This is a genomic window from Thalassospira sp. MCCC 1A01428, assembly GCF_002115825.1.
Lineage (GTDB): Bacteria > Pseudomonadota > Alphaproteobacteria > Rhodospirillales > Thalassospiraceae > Thalassospira.
The window spans coordinates 1-16,888 of sequence record NZ_JFJZ01000065.1 but is presented as its reverse complement, the minus strand read 5'-3'; the positions used below and the strand labels follow the sequence as shown (position 1 = coordinate 16,888).

Genomic DNA, 16,888 nt, shown 5'->3' with positions numbered 1-16,888 from the left:
TAATGAGTCCTGAGCCTAGGTTGCAAGCGCAAAGGAAATTAAACCATGTCTCTTATTGATCTTGCGCTGAACCGATCGCGCACCGTCATAATGACACTGATCCTGTTGCTGGTCGCGGGTTGGGTTGGCTATAACGCGATCCCCAAGGAAGCCGATCCGGACATTCAAATTCCGATCCTGTATGTTCTGATGAACCATGACGGCATTTCCCCCGAGGATGCCGAACGCCTTTTGTTACGCCCGATGGAGCAGGAACTGCGCACCATTGAAGGTGTAAAGGAAATGCGCTCACAGGCATATCAGGGCGGCGCATCGGTAACACTGGAATTTTACAGCGACGTCGATATCGACGATGCGCTGGCCGATGTACGCGAACGAGTTGATATTGCCAAATCCGACCTGCCCGACGATACCGACGACCCCGAAGTTCACGAAGTTAACCTGTCGTTATTTCCGGTCCTGGTGGTAACGTTATCGGGGGAGGTTCCCGAACGCACATTGCTGCGCCTTGCACGTAACCTGAAAGACGATATCGAAGGCGTGCCAGCCGTGCTGGAGGCCAACCTGGCTGGCGACCGAGAGGAACTGGTAGAATTTGTCATCGATCCGATGAAAATTGAAAGCTACCGGTTAAAAGGGATCGATATTGTTTCCCTGGTGCAAAATTCAAACTCGCTGGTGGCAGCAGGTGCGCTTGATACCGGAGCGGGGCGTTTTAACATCAAGGTGCCGGGCCTGTTTGAAGATGTCGATGACATTTTAAACATGCCGCTTATCGTTGATGGTGATTCCGTTATTCGCTTTCGCGATATTGGCGAGGTACGCCGGACCTTTAAGGACGCCACCAGCTTTGCCCGCCTTAATGGCCGCCCGGCCATTGCCATTGAAGTCTCCAAACGGGTTGGCGAGAACATCATTGATGTGATCGATGCGGTAAAAAACATTACCGCCGAGGCCGCCCAAAGCTATCCTGAAACGGTTAAGGTCACCTATTCACAGGATAAATCATCCGACATCCGCACCATGCTGACCGACCTTCAAAACAGCGTCATCCTGGCCATTTTGCTGGTGATGGTTGTGGTGATCTGGTCGCTTGGCTGGCGGTCCGGCCTGCTGGTGGGGCTTGCCATTCCCGGATCGTTCCTGACAGCCATTCTTATCCTGTGGGCGCTGGGCATGACGGTGAATATCGTTGTGCTGTTCTCGCTGATCCTTGCTGTTGGGATGCTGGTTGACGGGGCCATTGTGGTCACCGAATATGCCGATCGTAAAATGCTGGACGGGCTGCACCGCAAGCAGGCTTATCCCCTGGCTGCCAAGCGCATGGCAATGCCCATCATTGCCTCGACCGCAACAACACTGGCCGCCTTTTTGCCCTTGGCATTCTGGCCTGATGTGGTTGGCGATTTCATGAAATTTCTCCCCATTACGGTGCTGTTTACACTTAGTGCGTCACTGGCGATGGCCCTTATTTTTGTGCCCACCGTCGGGGCGTGGTTTGGCAAACCGGGCATGGCGGCGAATGACGCCCTTGATGCGGTTGCCGCAGGTGAAACCGACAAACTTGAAAAACTGACCGGGGGCACCGGCTTTTACATCCGTATTTTGCAGGCCTCGCTCAAGGTATACTGGCTGATCATTCCGTTGGCCTTTGTCATCCTGATTGCGGTTTGGATGGCGTTCGGCATGTTCGGCAAAGGGTTTGAATTTTTCCCATCAGTTGAACCTGAACAGGCTGCTGTACAAATTCGCGCCCGGGGCAATTTGTCCTATTATGAACAGGACGCGTTGGTACACCAGGTTGAAAACCGCATTCTTGCCCTTGATGACCAGTCCGAAACCGGCCATCACTGGTTTGATACAGTCTATAGCCGCGCCGGGGCATCGGCCCAGGGCGGGGATGATGCGCCCGAAGACGTGATCGGTGTGATCCAGCTGGAATATGCAGATTGGCAGGTGCGCCCCAAAGCCAAGGAAATTGAACATAAAATTCTTGAAGCCACCCGCGACCTTGCCGGTATTCAGGTTGAAATCCGTGCTGCCGAAGCGGGCCCGCCGCAGGGTAAGGACGTTCAAATCCAGTTGCGGTCGCACTATCCCGAAATTCTGGATGCAACATCGGCTGAAATCATGGCCGGTTTGCACAAGCTGGGCGGGCTTTATAACTTTGAAGATGGCAAATCGCCCCCTGGCATTGACTGGGAATACAAGGTTGACCGTGCACAGGCGTTAAAATTTGGTGCCGACATCGCCACCATTGGCAACACGGTAAAGCTGGTAACAAACGGCATTTTGTTTTCAACCTATCGCCCCGATGATTCGACCGAGGAAATCGATATTGTAGGCCGTTTCCCGCAAAATCGCCGCACCCTTGAAGAACTGCAACGTTTGCAAATTGTAACCAACAAGGGGCTGGTACCGGTTTCAAACTTTATTACCCGCACAGCAGAGCCCAAAACCGGCACCCTGCACCGGGTTGATAGCCGCCGCGCCCTGACTGTTAAAGCCGACGTTACCGAAGGTATTCTGGTGGATACCAAGGTACAGGAGGTAAAGCAGTGGCTAAAAACCCTCGATATCGACCCGCGTGTCAGTGTCGAGTTTAAAGGGCAGGATGAAGAACAGCAAAAATCGGCAGACTTTCTAAAGAATGCCTTCTCGGTGGCGCTGTTCATCATGTTCATCATTCTGGTGACCCAGTTTAACTCTATCACCAGTTCGCTTTTGATCATGGTCGCAATCATTATGTCGACAGCGGGGGTACTGGGCGGATTACTATTAACCGGGCAGGCATTTTCCATCGTCATGAACGGGATTGGCATTGTGGCGCTGGCAGGCATCGTGGTGAACAACAACATTGTTCTGATCGATACCTATGACAGATTAAAATTAACCGCTGACAGCATCGAAGACGCCATTTTACAGACCTGTGCGCAACGTTTGCGTCCGGTGATGTTGACCACCGTCACCACCATTCTGGGATTGGTGCCCATGGTGTTTCAAATCAATATCGACTTTGTTACCCGTGAATTCTCCATTGGGGCACCGTCAACGCAATGGTGGGTGCAACTGGCAACGTCAATCGCCTTTGGTCTGACGTTCGCCACGGTCCTGACACTTGTCTTTACGCCCTGCGCCCTGTTGCTGATTGCCAAATCTGGTAGGGCATGGCGGCGCTGGCGCGGTAAAAACACACCAGCCCCGACAAACTCCTGATCAATTCGGCCATTTAACCCTTTGATCTGGCAATAACATCAAAACAAAAAGCTGCCCCGAACAAGGGCAGCTTTTTTGCTATCACTTGGAACAGGTCCAATCTATACTATAGAATAGATTATGTGTTGGTTACGCTACCGGAGGATGGGCCGGAGCATACGACAGGGAAACAGATTGCGATGGGGATGAGGGTACAGTGCCTCACCATAACAGCTTGCATATGTGCCAATTTGTTATGGGGCATCAGCAAGGCTATTGCCCAACCCGAATTAAGCTGGGCCATTCCGACATTTCCGCCCGCCTATATCGAACAGGACGACAAACTTGTGGGCTATGCGGCCCAAACGCAAGACTGGCTGATGGAACGCCTGCCGCAATATCGTCATACCCTGAAAAAAGTACCCCTGGCGCGCCTTCTGGCTGAAATGCGCAGCCCGCAACTACACTGTTCGCTAACCCTTATTCCGACAGAAGAACGCCGCCAGTATATCTATTTCGCCAAGCCGATTTTAATCAGCCTGCCACCTTCGGTCGTTATTCTTGCCCGTCAAATGCAGGTTTTCCGCCCGTTCCTGAATAACAACAACGAAATCGACATTAACCGCCTGCTGGCAGATACCAACATCTCGACAGCCATTCGCCTTGGCCGTTCCTATGGCGATTATATTGATGCTGCCGTTCGGCAACATATCAACCAGACCAATATTATAACAATTGGCAGTGACGAGAAATTCATCCAGCTGCTGGAAATGGGCCGGTTGGACTGGGCAATGTATTTACCCGCCGAGGCGGAATTTCACCACCGGGAAGCCAACTATCAAAACGAAATCATCTCGCTGCCGATTGCGGGGGGCAGCCCGCTCATTAACGCAACGATGGGATGTTCAAAAAACGCTGCCGGCAAACAGGTCATCGATGCGGTAAACGACATTCTCGATACTTACCCGGAAATGCCCTGGACACAGTTCTATAAGGCGTGGCTCCCGCCAAAAGACCGTATGCGTTATCAGAACATGCTTAACAGTTTTATGTCCGCCAAACTTTTACCGGTTGAGAACCCGCCCTCCTAACCCGTTATGCTGCAAACAAACCAAAATCAACAGCGTATTTTGTCGCGCCCTGTCAAGGCCTGACAGCAGCCTGCACCTGGGCGAAATTGAAATTTAATTCCCCTTTGCCTGCCCGTTATTAATCAAAATAACTATCAAAGTTTCAGCCCAAAAACAGGCACATCCAAACGCACCATCAACCTTTGCGTTTATATTTCAATTTTAACTTGTTAAAATATTGAATTATCTGCAATTTATAAATGCTGCCTTGCACGGGTTGGGGGCTTGGAACCCGGCAGCCGGGGACATCATGAAATACACCACACCTGCGCGCTGTGCCGGCGGCACCTGTTACTATTCAAATAACAAGTTTAAAAAATGGAGAAACAGATGTTTGGGTTGCTTCGGAATTCTGGAAAATACGGCGCCATTCTTGCTGTGTCGGCAATTTTTTGCGTGACGGGTGTTAAAGCCTCCCATGCCGAAGACACAATAATTTCCAATATCGAAACTTTTGCATCAAGCTTTTGCCCGGCAGATTATCTCGCAACAAACGGCGCTGAATTGATCATCCAGCAATACCCTGCTCTCTTTAGCCTGATTGGCAATCGTTTTGGGGGTGATGGTATAAAAACATTCAAACTACCCAAAATCACAACCCTGACCGATGACAACAAAGTAAAACTGACGTCATGTATCGTCGTAAACGGCGTTTATCCGGCCCGCCCTTAAAACAAACGGACAGGTACGTTTTCAGGTTTTGATACATCCACCGCAACATCTCTGACCGGGGCTTGCCGGTTAAGCCAACACTGCCCAAGGCATATCCACCTGCAACACCGGTGCCGGGGTATCATTAACATCTGATCGGCGTTGATAACCTGCTTGCAGCAATTTGGCTTTGATCCATCAGGGCCATCGCCCTTTTGCGATGAAAATGAAGTTATCATCCACGGAGATACCCCAGCATAGCGAAGTGCTCCCTTTTGGCAATACAATAGAAAAAAGGCCAGTCACATCAATTGACTGGCCTTTTTTGATAAAACAGCGCAATTCCCGGCAGCATCACCTGCCAACAGAAACTGTTGCCCCTATTTTCAATTCTGATGTACGCGGTTCAGACCATCTTCGGGGTCGTCATCGGTTTGGCCAAGGTCTTCTTCTTCTTCAAGTTCGTCGGAACGGCGTTGTTGTTCAACACCCATGCGGCGATAGGACCGGAAACTAAAGAAGAAAGTCACAAAATAAACCCCGGCAATAACCGACAGGGTTAACCATGGTGACGATACCAAAAACGCCACCGAAGCCCCGAAAGCCAGCATCAATGGCAAAACCCACGCCCGTGGGACTTTAACCTTCTTGAAGCTGAAAGTCGGCATCCGCGACACCATCAATACTGCAATCAGCACAATGTACGGGGCTGTAATAAAGGGGCTGTCAAAAATGCCAACGCCAAACTGAAAACTTAACACCATCGGCCACATTGACAGGGCCGCAGCGGCCGGGGCCGGAACACCGGTAAAGAACCGATAGGCCCATGTCGGCATTTCCGGTTCACCCAGCATCTGGGTATTGAACCGCGCCAGTCGCAACGACATGCAAACGGCAAACAACAGGCACAAGGCCCAGCCAATGGGCCCTAACTGGTGCAGGGACCAGAAATACATCAACAGGGCCGGTGCAACACCAAAACACACAAAATCCGATAATGAATCAAGTTCTGCGCCAAACCGGCTGGATGCGTTTAACATTCGGGCCAAACGCCCATCCAGCCCGTCTATAATGCCCGCAATCAAAATAGCGGTCACCGCGGCTTCCCAATGGTCCTGCATGGCAAACCGGATCGAGGTCAACCCGGCGCACATCCCCATAAGGGTTGCGACATTGGGGGCCAACCGCGACAGGGATAATGCCTTGAAACGACGTGGCCGGTTGCGATCAGGACCCTGGGCCATTAACGCACCTCCCCGGTGGCCGGAACAGCAGCGATTGCGGCAACATCGGCCAGCACGGTTTCACCTGCGACAGTCAACTGACCAACACAAACTTTGGGTTCAACACCCACGGGTAAATACACATCGACGCGCGACCCAAACCGGATCAGACCAAAACGCTCGCCCGCTTTAAGGATCGACCCACGGCCCACATCACACAGAATGCGCCGGGCAACCAGACCGGCAATCTGGACCACGCCAAAATCGCGGCCATCCTTGTCGCGGACCAGCAAAATCTGGCGTTCGTTATTTTCCGATGCCTTGTCCAGCTCGGCATTAACAAACTTGCCCGGAACATAGGCCTCGCCTACAATTTCACCATTGATCGGCGAGCGGTTAACGTGAACGTTAAACACATTCATGAAAATCGAGATACGCGTGCGGGGTGACTGGTCTTCAAGTTCCAGTTCCTTGGGCAGCGGGGCTTGCGAAATCATGCAAATGCGGCCATCAGCAGGCGCAATCACCAGATCATCGCCAATCGGGGTAACCCGGTCAGGATCGCGAAAGAAATAGGCGCACCACAAAGTCAGGATAACGCCAATCCAGCCCAATGGCTGGGCGATCAGAAACAGGATCACAGTCACAGCGGCGAAAATCGCAATAAATTTCCAGCCTTCGGAATTGATCGGCACAAGAACGGATTTCAAAGTTGTCTTCCCTGGTTGCAATGCGACGGGCCAATCAGTGGCACGTCTGGCATGTTCTTATCATTGGCGATCCATCCCCTTCAACAAGGGGGATCATCCAACGGCGCTTTTTTCACCCTTAACCGGGTATTTGGCCCATCTGGCGGCCTTTTCACCCGGTTTTGGCGAACCATCGGCAGCAAGGTTGCCCCGTTGCGGGGCCAGTCAACACTCAGGCAGCGTTTCGCGCGAACCCTTATTTTGCAGGTGCCACTGTGGCACGCCACAGGGATAACAGCAATCCACCATCAAAACGCATACAACACACAGCCTGGCAAGTGCCATGTCAGCCGTCGGCATTTTGCATTTTCCTGCCCGCTTCACACAGCCCGGTAATAACGGACCAGCCACAACACAGCCCGCCCATAATGATACGTCCGCTGCATATAGGGACCAATCTGGCAAAGTCGATGGTACGACAAGGCCGCAATACGCAAAATCGCGGTATTGCGGCCTAAATCAGCAAATCAATTGGATGTTTTTTCTTCCGGTAGCGCAAAAATCTGGCCGGGATAGATCAGGTCCGGGTCACGGATCTGGTCTTCGTTACGGTGATAAATGACCCAATATTGAATACCATCACCATAAGCACGCCGGGCAATCCGCCACAGGCTGTTACCGGGCTGCACAACATACCGCTTACCGGGTTCCATCGCCTTTTTGGCATCAGCCCGTTCAAACGGCAATTCGACACGTGCAACCACCTTGCCCTGTTTATCAACCTCGTCAGCGCGCAGTTTGTACTGGCCCGGGTTGATATCGCTTTCCAGCGTCAAGGCCCAATCGCCCTTGTTGTCAGACGGGGCCGTGCCAACAAACCTGTTATCAAGATAAACACGAATATTGTGGTCAGGGTTTGCATCGCCCGACATCGCAACCTGGCCTTTGTCGTTATAATCAACAACACCAACACTTAGACGCGGCATCGAAGATGCAATTTCAGGCTGGCCTGCATCCTGTGCCGCCTGATTGGCAGCCTTGGCAATTTCCTTGTTTTCAGGAACCGCGCCAGGCCCCTGCATTACCGTTGCCGGACCTTCCCCTTGCGACGGTACACGCAAGGCAATAATCGGCTGTTTGTCGGTTTTTGCATCCGGTTCGGCCTTGTCGCTTTTTTCCGCGACCATCGGTGCAGTGGTTTCCTTGGCCGGGTTTTCCGGGATCAGAACAACCACATCCTCGTAGCCCGACTGAACCTTACCATCCTTGTCTTCGCTTTCGACAGACAATTCACGATCGCCCGGTTGCAGCGGTTTTTCCGGCAAAATAACCCATTCCCCGCGGTTATCGGCCGTCGCTTCCCCGATCACGTCCTTGCCTTCACGTACCCGAACCTTGGTATTGGGTTCTGCGCGCCCGGCAATAACCGAATTTCCATCCGGGCTGACGCGCACCACGTCAAAACTGGGATCGGTAACATCCGGTGCCTTGCTGTCATCGGCAGGTGTATCTGTTTTGCCCGTTTCAGGCGTTTTTTCGCCGGCCGGCTCCGTGCTGCTTTGTTGCTCAGGCGCGCTAGACACCGTATCGGTGTCATCGTCGCCAGCGCCCGTAAGCGTATAATTGAGCACAATGGCGGCAATGATCAGCAAAACGCCGATAATGACGAGGATATAAGGTCGTTTCACCGGAAAATATCCTTGAACGATGGTTATCTTTTATTCGCCGAAGGTCAGAATTGCATCAATGCGCGGCATTGCAGCATGAAAAACGAAATCCCGTCCCCACCCCCGACACGGTTATCGGAAACTTGTACTACTTTCATCGCACAGTTTCCATACCGTAACAAAGCCGGAAATGCATCAAGCTGTTGCAAATGCGTCAAATTGCACATCAAAAACAGTGATTTTGACCTGTCAGGCCGAATTTCACCGCATTAGTTGCCTGATGAACGGCAGTCATTCACCGCGAACAGGCCCAATCGGCAGAAAATTGATCAAGGGGCCGTCATCGCCGCCCCGATAAAGGCAACAAGGGCCGCCATGCCCACCGGCATCGCCAGCACCAGCACCCGGACAATAGCACCGCCCGCCCACAAAATACCGGCATCACGGCCCGATGCCCCGGCGGCGTCAACACGATCAAGGCGCAAGGCGCGTTGCAACAAAACCGTTCCCGTACCCGAAAACATCACCAGCACCAGCACACCATGCGCCACCAGACTGGCGGGGGCGCGCAAAATTGCTGTTGCACCGGCCACCATAATGGCCCCCACCATCGATAACCAGACCGCCGCCCGGTATTGCGGTGCCGCCTTTTCCGATATCAGGGCAATCAACAATGCAATCGCCATCGCCCCGTGCAGAATTTTCAAATCGCGCAAGCCAAATTGCACCGCAATAATACCCAACCCCAGCACCAGCGCCAAAAACACCGACAACGCCCCGGGCCCCCGGTCTCCGTCGGCAAGGTCGCTGGTAGTCGATTTGCTTTTGCGGGTTGATGTTACTTTGGTTGTTTTGGCTTTGGTCTTTTTCGCGGTTTTGCCCCCCGGCCCGCCATCTTCGGCGGTGTCGGTAAAATCGGGCAATGTAACAAACGCCAAAACCAGGGCGACCGCCAAATACGCGGCCCACGCCAGCACCGAAACAATATGCGCTGTTCCGGGTAAGGTAACCTGCCCCAGAAGTGCCGCTGTGCCGCTGGTATCATCGCCCAAAACCAGCCAGCCACCGCCAACAATGATAATACAGGCCAAAACCGATGCGATCCGCGCCGAAAACCGGGCAACATCAATCATAATGCCCGCTAGCCCGCCAATTAAAATAACGGCCAAAACCGCGCCCGCCCCGCCGCGCATACCTTCGGGCAGGCCAAGGGCAGCAGGCACCGCCACCAGAATGGCAGGAATAATGGCAGATAGCACCATGCGCCTTGCAACAGCGCGATCAAGCCCCAACCACAGGGCCAGCATCAAAACTGCGGCAATAACGCCGGAAACAAGGATGGCAAACCAGAACGGACTGTCGACAAACACGCTGTATGAACCTGCCTTTATTATTTTCGATCTTTGTGTATCGCACTGTTTCCAATCGCAGCATGCCGCTAACCGGAAAATGCGGGATCGCCACAATACGATATATTACGGCACAAATCGGGCTGTGCTTTTGCGGACAAAAATTGCGCGATGCAACATTTTACCTGTTTTCGCCCTGCCAAAACCGGTTTTGACATCAAGATATCATTGACGACGCAGGCATATCATACGCTAAGCTGGGGATGAAAGGGACATTGAAGCCGCATACGGCTTTATAACTTCCTTTCCTGCAACAAGATAACAACAAGGCAGGCCGCCATGACGAAAATAAACTCGATTTGTGTGTTTTGCGGTGCATCTAACGGTGTGAACCCCCAACACAAGGAAAACGCCATCGCCTTTGGCAAAATGATGGCCGAACGCGGCATTACCCTGGTTTACGGCGGCGGGCGCATTGGCCTTATGGGCGCTGTCGCCGATGCCGTGATGGAAAATGGTGGCAATGTTGTCGGTATTATTCCCGCCCATCTTGACGAAATCGAAGTCGGCCATGCCGGTCTTTCGGAACTGATCGTGTGCAAGTCCATGTATGAACGCAAAGTGGAAATGTTCCGCCGGTCGGATGCCTTTGTCACCCTCGCCGGGGGCCTTGGCAGCCTTGATGAAGCATTCGAGGCCCTAACCCTGCGCCAGTTGGGCATTCACGATAAACCGTTGGTGTTTTTAAATGCCCTGGGATACTGGGACAAATGCCTGGCAATGATTGAAGGCATCATAGACGAGGGCTTTGCGCGGCCCAGCAACCGACAGCTCTATTCGGTAACAGATACCCTTGAAGGCGTGTTTGAAAAGCTGTCTGCCGAACCGGGACCAAAATTCGACCCGAAGGAAAAACTGCTTTAAGCGGTATTTTTGAACAGTTTAATCCCGAACCAAGGCCCCGCCCGGAACCCGCAGCGGGGCTTTGGCTATTTGGGCCGGCTTGCACAAGCAAAACAGCTCAACGAATCGCGCGACAAGCGCATATTTTGCGCCCTCAATCGCCCATCTGGCAACGCAATTTATATTAAATTTAATTAAATTAGATATTTGACATAAATCATGGTTAACAGTGGGTTACAGTGATGTTGTGATGGCGCTCATACTTGAGAGAGGGGAACATCATGACAACCACCCGCACTTTTGTCCGGCTGCTTGGGGCCAGTGCCCTATGCATCGGATTTGTTACCAGCGCCCTTGCCGCCGACAAGGACGATAATGCCGCCCTGCGCAAAGCAGCAGGAGACTATTTTGAGGTCATTCCTTCGGCTGTTCCCGCAGTCAAAGGCAATGCCGTCACCCATGAAAAAGTCGAACTGGGTAAAATGCTGTTTTTTGAAACCCGCATTTCATCCAGCGCCCTGATTTCATGCAATACCTGCCATAACCTTGGCATGGGCGGTGACGACAACCTTGAAACGTCCATTGGCCATGGCTGGCAAAAAGGCCCACGCAACGCGCCAACCGTTTTTAATGCCGTTTTCAACATTGCCCAGTTCTGGGATGGCCGTGCCGCCGACCTTAAGGCACAGGCCAAAGGCCCGGTTCAGGCCGGTGTTGAAATGGCCAGCACCCCGGACCGCGTTGTAACCACGCTAAAAAGCATGCCCGAGTATATCGAGCATTTCAAAAAAGCCTTCCCGGGTGAAGCTGACCCGGTAACGTTTGATAACATGGCCAAAGCCATCGAAGCCTTTGAAGCCACCCTGATCACCCCGGCATCCCGGTTTGACCAGTTCCTTGAAGGCAACGACGTCATCCTGAGCGATCAGGAAAAAGAAGGCCTGGCCCTGTTTATAGATAGCGGCTGTGCATCTTGCCACAACGGCGTCAATGTTGGCGGTAATGGATATTATCCGTTTGGCGTGGTTGAAAAACCCGGTTCCGACATTTTGCCCCCCAATGACAAGGGCCGCTTTGCCGTAACCCACACCGCCGATGACGATTATGTTTTCCGCGCAGGCCCGCTTCGCAATATCGAGCTGACAGCCCCCTATTTCCATACCGGCAAGGTCTGGGATCTCGAACAGGCCGTTGGCATTATGGCAACCAGCCAGTTGGGTACCGAACTTGACGATAAATCAATTTCGGCAATTGCCGCCTTCTTGCGGACATTGACAGGTGAAGAACCCCGGATCGTATACCCGATCCTGCCGGTCAGTACGCATTCAACACCCAAACCCGTTGCCATGTCGGTTAACAACTAGGCGACGTCGATAACCATATCCTGCTGATCTGGCAAATTCGGCTTTGCCAGATCAGCTATACAGCCAGCTACCCCGCCTGTCGCCCGCCCCGCGTTGGGAACCGGGCGACTTTTTTTCGGGCAAATTGCCCTGCCTGCGCGCTTATATCAACTCATTGTAAACATGTGTTACGGAAGGCTGGCCAGGCGCAATGGTATCGACAGCTTGTAAAGCCATTGGCAAAGATATATCAGCCCGCCTGCCAACCCCGGGGCGCCATTGATCGATGCCATTCAAGGATCGTCTGGCATAAAAACCACAAAAATCAAACACCGGCAAACCAGTCATATCCCTGATTTTCCCAATACCCGCCGGCAAAACTGTTGGTTACCTCGATCGCCCGTAAATTTTTGGCGCTTTTAAAACCCAGTTTGGTGGGAATACGCAGACGCACCGGTGCGCCCCATTCCGGCGTTAGCGGTTTTCCAACAAATTCCAGCGCCAAAATCGTTTGCGGGTGCAGGGCGCTCGCCATATCAATGCTGGTGGTATAATCGTCAAAACAGGTAAATTTTACATATTTTGCCCGCGTATCCGCCCCGATTTTGCGTAAAAACACTGCCAGCGGCACCCCGCGCCATTGCCCCACCTGGCTCCAGCCTTCAATGCAAATATGGCGGGTAATCTGGCTTTCCTGCGGCAAGGATTGTAACGCATCAAGGGTCCAGGCTTTTTTGTCCGTAACCTGACCCGCAACTTCCAACCGCCAGTCATCGGGGACGCCGCGTACCTGCCAATCGGGATAATAGGCATTAAAACGGAACGGTTCGGTAATGGCACTGGCGGGATAGGTTTGCGCCAAACGGGCGGGATCGAATAATTTGGCCTGTATTTTGTCATCAAACCGCAAAATCGCCTTCAAGGCGGCATCAACCCCGCTGTCGGTCGACAAATTACACCCGGTTAACATCGCAAGCCCACCCAGCGACAGCGAACCGCGCAAAAACGCACGGCGGCTAAACCGGTCCAGATCGGCACGAATATCATCTGGTGTAATGACCGGTTTACGACGTTTTTCAAGCATCATTTGCCTCCTGCGGGTCGGATGGAACGGATTTGAACATGGAAACAAGCGTGCGCGGTACAATCGCCACCAAAGCAAGATGGACGACAATAAAACCAACGATTAAAATCATCATTGCCAAATGAATGTTACGGGCCAGTACAAAACCGCCAAATAAGGAAACCAGCCCGCCAAACTGCACCGGTTTCCAGATCGACAGGCCTGTCAAAACCTCGATCACGAGAATGCAAATCACACCGCCATACAACAGGCGTTGAACAGCATTGTAATGACCGGTCTTATGGGGCAACCGCAGGCAAACTGCGGCCCACATGTCACGCAGGAACGCTTTGGGTGACGGTGGCGGCAAATCGCGTTTGAAATGGCCCGAAAAAATGCCGTACAGCACATAGGCGGCCCCATTGATCACCAACAACCACATGGCACTAAGATGCCACGCCAGCGCACCGCCCAGCCACCCGCCCAATGTTGCCCATTGGGGAAACAGAAACGGCAAGTCGGGCGAGGCATTGTAAATTTCCCAACCGCCGAACAACATGCAGCAAAGGGCATAAACATTTACCCAGTGCATGATGCGCACAGGCAGGGAATGCGCGGGTCGCATTGATGCTTGCGCAGGATTTTTCATAAAAACCACCCTTTTGAAAACCGGTTTGCCGGCAAACGACCCGTTAGGTGGGGCAAGGCACTAATGCACAACGCACGCATATACCCCACCTGAACAAGCCGGATTTTGCCGTTTACATCGGCGGGACAACGCCATCTTTACCAACGGCAATCAACTTGGCCGTGGTGTTATCGCCATCCTGAATAGCCACGATGAAAATGCCTGCACCCGCTGCCAGATCGGCCTTTGTACCGGCCTGCAAGGCAACAATCGGGGCGGTTGGCGGCACAAGAACGGTTTGTTCACCGCCCTTATAGGTGACATTTAAAACGGTAAGTCCGCCTTTGGCCGCAGCAGTGGTTACATTGCCATTGGTCATGGCACTGTTAACATCGGTTTCACCCGAACTGGTAACGGTGGCAACATTGCCATTGGTCATGGCACTGGCTGTGGCCGCGCCAGCGGAAAGGGTGGTGTCGGAAATTTTGTCCCATGCATAATGGCCTTCGCCCGCGCCCCGCATTTCCGGCGGAAAGATTGAAACTTCAAGGGCAATCAGTTTGGAACCAATTTCTTTGGTGGCGGTGCCGATATAACTGCCTTCTTTCAAGTTATCGAGACTGGATTTAACCACCGCAGCATAATGGGTCTGATCATCCAGAGTGACAGTAATATCCTTGTCATCGCGGGTATGAACAACCAAAGATTGCGGGTTAAGTGTTGTAATTGTACCGCGCAAACGGGTTGGCGCGGGATCTGCGCTGGCAAGGGGTGCAAACGCAACAGACAGGCCCAATGCAGCCAGGGTAATAGCGATAAAAGGTTTCATTTTAACTTCCTATAGATTTGGGGGACGGGGGGAGACGCGGTGAACTACTTGCGGAAAACCGGCTGGTTTTAGCCAAGCAGGTTCGTTTTCCCGTCAATGGTGCAACCAGTTGACGGCAATGGAAGGCTGGATGGGGCGCATTGATCTGGCAGGCCAGAACACAAATGCGCATCGCAAACAAATAAGATTAAAAATGGTGAAGACGGCAGGCCTGGTTGCCAGTGCAGCATTATGGCCCGGCAATGCCCCGGGTTATTCTCTGGCCGCTGCCAATTCTGATTTAGGTCGGATCGTTACGGGGGGGCATCAACAAGCAACCTTTCAAGGGCGGGCCACGCACTTATCCCATAGACGTCAGGGTCCCGCGCGGCACGTGCGGAAATCATCGACCCGTGAACCAGCGTCATTAACATACGAGCTTCTGCCTGGGCCCCGGCCCGCAAATGCACGAGCCCCTTTGCCTCGGCCCGAAGCATCACCTCTGTCAACCAGCCAGCCAAATCATCGAAATGCCCCTGGACTTCATCGGCAACGCTTTCGGGGATTAACGGCAATTCAGATGCCAGCATCACACAAATGCAAAATGGCAACGGTCCTTCGTGCAGGCAGCGCTCCCAAAACTGGACAAAAAGCCGCAAAAGCTGAACCGGGTCGTCAATTTCGGCAGCCGCCAAACGAAGCTGATGGTCGGATTGTGCGCGATAACTGACAACAACAGCCTTCACCAGGTCGGCCTTAGCCGGAAAATGGTAGTGAATGCTGGCATTGGTCACGCCAAGGGTTTTGGCAATATCGGCATAGCTAAAACCGTTATAGCCGGCATTGGCAATCAGCGAACGCGCAAGATCAATAATTTCGAGGGCTTTGGGCGATGTTTTTTGGGTCATGAAGAAAACTTACTTACTAGTTAGTAAGATGACAATCATCAAATCATGATCCCGAATATCCCCGGTCGTGCAGCCTTGCCCGTCAGCCCAAGGCGGGATTTAAAATTTACGCATGGAATCAATATGATAAATGAAAAACACCATCCGTGATCAGGGACATTTCCCGCATCACACCTTTCCGTGAGCTTGTTGTGAGCAGTCTTTTTCATGCTGATTGGGCCCGAATTTACAAATCCGCAAGCACGAATCCTGACCATTTCAGCCCGCAACATGCCCCACCTGCCAGACATAACGACAAAACAGGAAAGATGCCGCCGCATCGCCAAACATGTTGAGGTCGCCCCCCAATAGGCAGTCCGGCGTCGTTTTACGAGGAAGCCCGCGCAATTTCAGCCAGATAGGACCGCACAACCGGTGTTGCATGATACCGCGAGGATAACAGCGCCCCGCGTGACATTTGCCGCGCCCCCAGCAGCGGGCGATAACAGATATCGGCAATTTTGATTTCGGCCAGTGTTTCTGGCACCACCGCAACACCCAGCCCCGCCGACGCCATGGTAAGCACCGTTAATGTATTGCTGACATGCACCACATGGGCCGGCGCATAACCAAGAACAGCCGATATATATGCCAGATGATCCCTGTCAGTGTCGCTGGCAGCATAAATAACAAAGGTTTCATCGCGCAAATCAGCTGGCGAAATGCGATCTTGCGCTGCCAGAGGATGATCGGGTGACAAAGCAACAACAAACGGCCAGGAACCGGTTTTCTGACGCAAAATTTCGGGATGTTGCGGGTCGTCAAAATCGGGCACATAGCCGATATCAAGCATCTGGTGAATAATCTGTTCAGCCTGCGCGCCCGGGGGCAATTCAACCAGATCAATTGTCACAGCGGGGTAAACCTTGCGAAACTGCCTTAAATCCCGTGACAAAGCCCCGCTAAAAAACGCGTTGCCGACAAAGCCAATTCTGATGACACCAAGCTGGCCACTGGCGGCGCGCCTGGCCGCCAGCCGCGCGTAATTTGCCTGAGCCATAATTTTACGGGCTTCTGGCAAAAAAATACGCCCAACGGCAGAAAGCGCAACATGGCGGCTGGTGCGGTCAAACAAAACAGCGCCCAGTTCATCTTCCAGTGCCTTGATCTGAATACTAAGGGCCGGCTGGGCAATGTTCAAAGAAGCAGCCGCGCGACCAAAATGCATTTCTTCGGCCACTGCCAAAAAATACCGTACATGCCGCAATTCCATGACACCCCACATTCATATAATTTATATATCAATATGTATATTTACGGCATTGGAATTTATTAGGTGTTTAGTCCCGGCA

Annotated in this window: 14 protein-coding genes; 5 read left to right on the top strand and 9 right to left on the bottom strand. The window is 52.6% G+C overall.

Annotated elements, in window-relative coordinates; genetic code table 11:
* Nucleotides 1-45: 45 nt before the first annotated feature.
* The 3 genes from THS27_RS24170 to THS27_RS24160 all read left to right on the top strand — a co-directional run bounded on the left by THS27_RS24170 (nt 46) and on the right by THS27_RS24160 (nt 4,997).
* A complete protein-coding gene (locus THS27_RS24170) occupies nt 46-3,216 on the top strand; it encodes an efflux RND transporter permease subunit (RefSeq protein ID WP_085595280.1) in 3,171 nt (1,056 codons plus the stop codon).
* 179 nt (nt 3,217-3,395) lie between these two features.
* The gene (locus THS27_RS24165; RefSeq protein WP_085595279.1) at nt 3,396-4,286 is read left to right on the top strand and encodes a transporter substrate-binding domain-containing protein; all 891 of its coding nucleotides are present in this window, start codon (nt 3,396-3,398) and stop codon (nt 4,284-4,286) included.
* A 357-nt stretch (nt 4,287-4,643) separates the two neighbouring features.
* The gene (locus THS27_RS24160) at nt 4,644-4,997 is read left to right on the top strand and encodes a phage tail protein (protein WP_210403005.1); all 354 of its coding nucleotides are present in this window, start codon (nt 4,644-4,646) and stop codon (nt 4,995-4,997) included.
* A 365-nt stretch (nt 4,998-5,362) separates the two neighbouring features.
* Here the strand turns inward: THS27_RS24160 and pssA are convergent, their stop codons facing one another.
* The 4 genes from pssA to THS27_RS24135 form a co-directional block, all read right to left on the bottom strand.
* On the bottom strand, nt 5,363-6,220 hold the full coding sequence (gene pssA / locus THS27_RS24155) for a CDP-diacylglycerol--serine O-phosphatidyltransferase (RefSeq protein ID WP_085595275.1): 858 nt from the start codon (nt 6,218-6,220) through the stop codon (nt 5,363-5,365).
* Nucleotides 6,220-6,909: a phosphatidylserine decarboxylase gene (locus THS27_RS24150; protein WP_085595273.1), complete on the bottom strand. Its 690-nt coding sequence runs from the start codon at nt 6,907-6,909 to the stop codon at nt 6,220-6,222. Before THS27_RS24150 ends, pssA begins: the two co-directional genes overlap by 1 nt.
* Nucleotides 6,910-7,415: 506 nt before the next feature.
* Nucleotides 7,416-8,576 (bottom strand): LysM peptidoglycan-binding domain-containing protein, encoded by a 1,161-nt coding sequence (locus THS27_RS24140; RefSeq protein ID WP_085595269.1) that lies wholly within the window; start codon nt 8,574-8,576, stop codon nt 7,416-7,418.
* Nucleotides 8,577-8,884: 308 nt separating this feature from the next.
* Nucleotides 8,885-9,925 (bottom strand): hypothetical protein, encoded by a 1,041-nt coding sequence (locus tag THS27_RS24135; RefSeq protein WP_085595267.1) that lies wholly within the window; start codon nt 9,923-9,925, stop codon nt 8,885-8,887.
* Nucleotides 9,926-10,243: 318 nt separating this feature from the next.
* Here THS27_RS24135 and THS27_RS24125 point away from each other — a divergent pair, with 318 nt between their 5' ends.
* Nucleotides 10,244-10,828 carry a TIGR00730 family Rossman fold protein gene (locus THS27_RS24125; RefSeq protein WP_085595263.1) on the top strand — a complete coding sequence of 195 codons (585 nt, stop codon included), beginning with the start codon at nt 10,244-10,246 and terminating at the stop codon, nt 10,826-10,828.
* 260 nt (nt 10,829-11,088) lie between these two features.
* Complete coding sequence (locus tag THS27_RS24120; protein WP_085595261.1) at nt 11,089-12,171, top strand: cytochrome-c peroxidase; 1,083 nt, start codon at nt 11,089-11,091, stop codon at nt 12,169-12,171.
* Nucleotides 12,172-12,475: 304 nt separating this feature from the next.
* Here THS27_RS24120 and THS27_RS24115 read toward each other — a convergent pair whose 3' ends face one another.
* From THS27_RS24115 to THS27_RS24095, 5 genes are all read right to left on the bottom strand, one after another.
* The gene (locus THS27_RS24115) at nt 12,476-13,237 is read right to left on the bottom strand and encodes a molybdopterin-dependent oxidoreductase (RefSeq protein WP_168184995.1); all 762 of its coding nucleotides are present in this window, start codon (nt 13,235-13,237) and stop codon (nt 12,476-12,478) included.
* A complete protein-coding gene (locus THS27_RS24110; RefSeq protein ID WP_085595257.1) occupies nt 13,227-13,862 on the bottom strand; it encodes a cytochrome b/b6 domain-containing protein in 636 nt (211 codons plus the stop codon). The genes THS27_RS24115 and THS27_RS24110 overlap by 11 nt, the downstream gene beginning before the upstream one ends.
* A gap of 112 nt (nt 13,863-13,974) precedes the next feature.
* Nucleotides 13,975-14,670 (bottom strand): hypothetical protein, encoded by a 696-nt coding sequence (locus THS27_RS24105; protein WP_085595255.1) that lies wholly within the window; start codon nt 14,668-14,670, stop codon nt 13,975-13,977.
* Between the two features lie 293 nt (nt 14,671-14,963).
* The gene (locus tag THS27_RS24100; RefSeq protein ID WP_085595253.1) at nt 14,964-15,557 is read right to left on the bottom strand and encodes a TetR/AcrR family transcriptional regulator; all 594 of its coding nucleotides are present in this window, start codon (nt 15,555-15,557) and stop codon (nt 14,964-14,966) included.
* Nucleotides 15,558-15,924: 367 nt separating this feature from the next.
* Nucleotides 15,925-16,809, bottom strand: coding sequence for a LysR substrate-binding domain-containing protein (locus tag THS27_RS24095; protein ID WP_168184994.1), 885 nt, complete (start codon nt 16,807-16,809; stop codon nt 15,925-15,927).
* Nucleotides 16,810-16,888: the final 79 nt, after the last annotated feature.